This is a genomic window from Ruoffia sp. FAM 26255, assembly GCF_045528525.1.
Lineage (GTDB): Bacteria > Bacillota > Bacilli > Lactobacillales > Aerococcaceae > Ruoffia > Ruoffia tabacinasalis.
In genome coordinates this window covers 1-3,569 of record NZ_JBGQQX010000097.1, presented here as the reverse complement: position 1 = coordinate 3,569, position 3,569 = coordinate 1, and the positions used below count along the sequence as shown (strand labels likewise).

Below are 3,569 nucleotides of genomic sequence, written 5' to 3'. Positions count from 1 at the left end.
TAGTAATGTATGGTAACTTTATTATATAGGAATTCACTGGCTTTTGTGTACATACAAAAAAAGGTGTCAGTGAGATTTCTCTCACCAACACCAAAAATTCAAGAACCAAAATAAATATCTGCCGTCAAACTTTATTATTTATTATTGAAGACTCGCTTGATAAGTTAACACTGGCTTACGCGCAGCGATTGTCTCATCTAATCTTCTAACTGATGTTAAGTGTGGTGCTTGTTTAACCATTTCTGGATCTTCCATAATTTCTTTTGCAATTGAAATGAATGCATCTGCAATTTGATCTAATTCACGGATTGATTCAGTTTCAGTCGGTTCGATCATCAGACACTCTTCTACAATTAGTGGGAAGTATGTCGTTGGTGAATGAATACCGTAGTCTAACAAACGTTTCCCAATATCTTTCGCATTAACATTTTGTTCAACTTTTTGTCGTTTACAACTCACAACAAACTCATGCATACAATGTTGAGCAAATGGGACGTCGTAATATTCTTTAATACGTGCTTTCAAGTAATTAGAATTTAAGACAGCATCTTTAGACACTTGCGTTAGACCATCTGCACCCATGGTTCTAATATAAGAATAAGCACGGACATTCACACCAAAGTTTCCAAAGTTACCTTTAATTCGACCAATACTTTGAGGATAGTCAGAATTAATAACGTAATGCTCGTCTACTTTTTCAATTCTAGGCACAGGTAAGAAAGCTTCTAAGTTTGCTTTCACACCGATAGGTCCTGATCCTGGACCACCACCACCGTGAGGTCCTGTAAAGGTCTTATGTAAATTCAAGTGAACAGCATCAAAGCCCATTGCACCTGGATTAGATATTCCCATAATCGCGTTTGAATTAGCACCATCGTAATATGCTAAGCCACCTACTTCATGAACAATGTCTACAATTTCTTGAATATCACGTTCATATAAACCTGCTGTATTAGGATTCGTTAACATAATACCCGCCGTCTCTTCATTGACTACTTGTTTCAACGCTTCAATATCTATAATGCCTTCTTTAGTTGAAGGGATTTCAAACGTTTCATAGCCAGCAACCGTTGCTGTCGCAGGGTTCGTCCCATGAGCAGAGTCTGGAACAATAATATTCTTACGTTGCTCACCTTCACCGTTCGCTTCATGAAAAGCTTTAAACATCAATATTGCAGCTAATTCTCCATGAGCTCCAGCGGCAGGTTGAAGAGAAATATGATCCATCCCTGTAATTTCCGCAAGGTATTCTTGTAAGTTATGCAATAATTCTAAGGCTCCTTGAGCTGTCTCTGGTTCTTGTTGAGGGTGAATTTGACTGAATCCGTCTAAAGCAGCAATCGTCTCATTCACTTTTGGGTTATATTTCATCGTACATGACCCAAGCGGATACGGTCCAGACTCAATACCGAAGTTTTTATTCGATAAGGCTGTATAGTGTCTTACCAGTTGCAATTCTGACACTTCTGGTAATTTTGCTACTTCTTGTCGATTTAAATATTCAGGTAAATCTTTAGTTAGATCATATGTTGGGACATCGTTCTCTGGTAAATCATAACTGACATGACCAGGTTGAGAAATTTCAAATATTAATTCATTATATTCTTTAAGCATGACGTGTCACCTCTACTAAACTCGATACAAAAGCATCAATTTCTGACTTCGAACGTTTCTCCGTTGCACATAATAAGTAAGAATTCTCAATACCCGTTGAGCGAGTCGCATCATAACCACCAACAAAGCCTAGTTGGTGTAATGCCAAGTTAACTTCTTTAACAGGTTGCTCTAATTGAATTACAAACTCATTGAAGAAAGGCACTTGATTAAGAACTTTGAAGCCTTGCGCTTCTAATTGGTCTTTTAAATAATGAGCTTTATTAATATTTTGCTTTGCCATCTCAACAATACCTTCTCGTCCTAAAGCAGAGATGGCTATGGCAGAAGCTAAAGCATATAAAGCTTGGTTTGAACTATAATTACTTGTCGCTTTCTCACGACGAATGTGTTGTTCACGTGTAGCTAAAGTCATAACAAAACCACGTTCGCCATTCTCATCTTCCGTTTGGCCGACGATACGGCTAGGTATTTTACGCATGAATTTCTTCGTTGTCGCAAAGTAACCACAGTGAGGTCCACCGTATGACATTGGTATACCAAATGGTTGCACGTCCCCAACAACAATATCTGCACCTAAATTACCTGGTGCTTCTAGAACACCTAAAGCAAGCGGATTTGCTGATACAATAAGTAATGCTTTTGTACCACTCATTGCTTCTTCAATTTCTTTCAAATCTTCAACAGATCCAAGGAAATTTGGGTATTGAATAATGACAGCAGCAACAGTCTCATCTAATTGCTCTTTAAGCTTTTCAGTATCTGTCACATCATTTGTTAAAGGAATTTCATTCACTTCATATTCCTTACCAAAGCCATAAGTGTTTAAGACATCAATCCCTTGTGGGTTAACCCCTTGAGATATTAAGATTTTTGATGATTTTCTTACAGAACTTATTGCTAAATTCGCTGCTTCAGCAATAGCATTATATCCGTCATACATCCCACAGTTTGCCACTTCCATCTGAGTCAACTCTGCAATCATAGATTGCCACTCAAATAAAGCCTGTAGCTCTCCTTGGCTAATTTCAGGCTGATACGGAACGTATGCTGTTAGAAATTCTTGTCTAGATATTATCGCTTGGACAATTGAAGGGATATAATGGTCATACGTTCCTGCCCCAATAAAGTAAGGCATCTGTGTAGCATTTGTGTTCTTACTAGCTAGCTCACGAGCGTGTTTAAGTAGTTCAAATTCACTTAACTCTTTAGGTAGATCCATTCTTTCCTGGGTTCTAACTGCTTTTGGGACGTCTTCATATAATTCATCCACTGACTTAACGCCAATGGTATTTAACATTTTTTCTCTGTCTTCCTCTGTATGAGGTAAATAACGAAATTTTTTCAACTCATTCATCCTCTCACATTTAAACATTCATTCCGATTACTGGATTGAAAATAAACTTAATCTTCTACAAATTCAGTATATTGTTCTAACGATATTAAATGAGATGTATCAATAGCTGATTCACTTGTTAATTCACAAATCCACCCTAATTCATAAGGGTCTTCGTTAACGTTCTCAGGTTCATCTTCTAAAGTTTCATTCACTGCAGTTACTTTCCCAGCAATTGGTGCATAAATTTCTGACGTAGATTTCACTGATTCAATGTTTGCGAATGCTTCTTCTAAATCATATTCCTCATCCATCTCGGGTACTTCAACATAAACGATGTCCCCTAATTGTTCTACAGCGTAATCTGTAATTCCGATACGAACAGTATTGTCATCCAATACTTGAACCCATTCGTGATCTTCTGTGTAAAATAATGTATTTTTATCCATTTTTCTTCCTCCAATTATTTATTTTTTAACCAATCTTTTTTAGTAACGCCGATTGTAAAATTAAGCTAGACAACTAAAACAGCCATTTGTGGTACACTCAACTTGTAATTCCGACCAAAGAATACAAAGGAGTGACCACAAATGACCTACACCCATCTTACCACGGATGA

At 37.3% G+C, this 3,569-nt stretch carries 3 protein-coding genes; all 3 read right to left on the bottom strand.

Features of this window, described 5'->3' with window-relative positions; genetic code table 11:
* Positions 1-141: 141 nt before the first annotated feature.
* The 3 genes from gcvPB to gcvH are packed head-to-tail and all read right to left on the bottom strand — an operon-like array spanning position 142 to position 3,399.
* On the bottom strand, positions 142-1,614 hold the full coding sequence (gene gcvPB / locus ACEN31_RS11240) for an aminomethyl-transferring glycine dehydrogenase subunit GcvPB (protein ID WP_407094983.1): 1,473 nt from the start codon (positions 1,612-1,614) through the stop codon (positions 142-144).
* Positions 1,607-2,962 (bottom strand): aminomethyl-transferring glycine dehydrogenase subunit GcvPA, encoded by a 1,356-nt coding sequence (gene gcvPA / locus ACEN31_RS11235; protein WP_407094982.1) that lies wholly within the window; start codon positions 2,960-2,962, stop codon positions 1,607-1,609. Before gcvPA ends, gcvPB begins: the two co-directional genes overlap by 8 nt.
* A gap of 56 nt (positions 2,963-3,018) precedes the next feature.
* The gene (gene gcvH, locus ACEN31_RS11230; RefSeq protein WP_138404015.1) at positions 3,019-3,399 is read right to left on the bottom strand and encodes a glycine cleavage system protein GcvH; all 381 of its coding nucleotides are present in this window, start codon (positions 3,397-3,399) and stop codon (positions 3,019-3,021) included.
* Between the last annotated feature and the right edge of the window lie 170 nt (positions 3,400-3,569).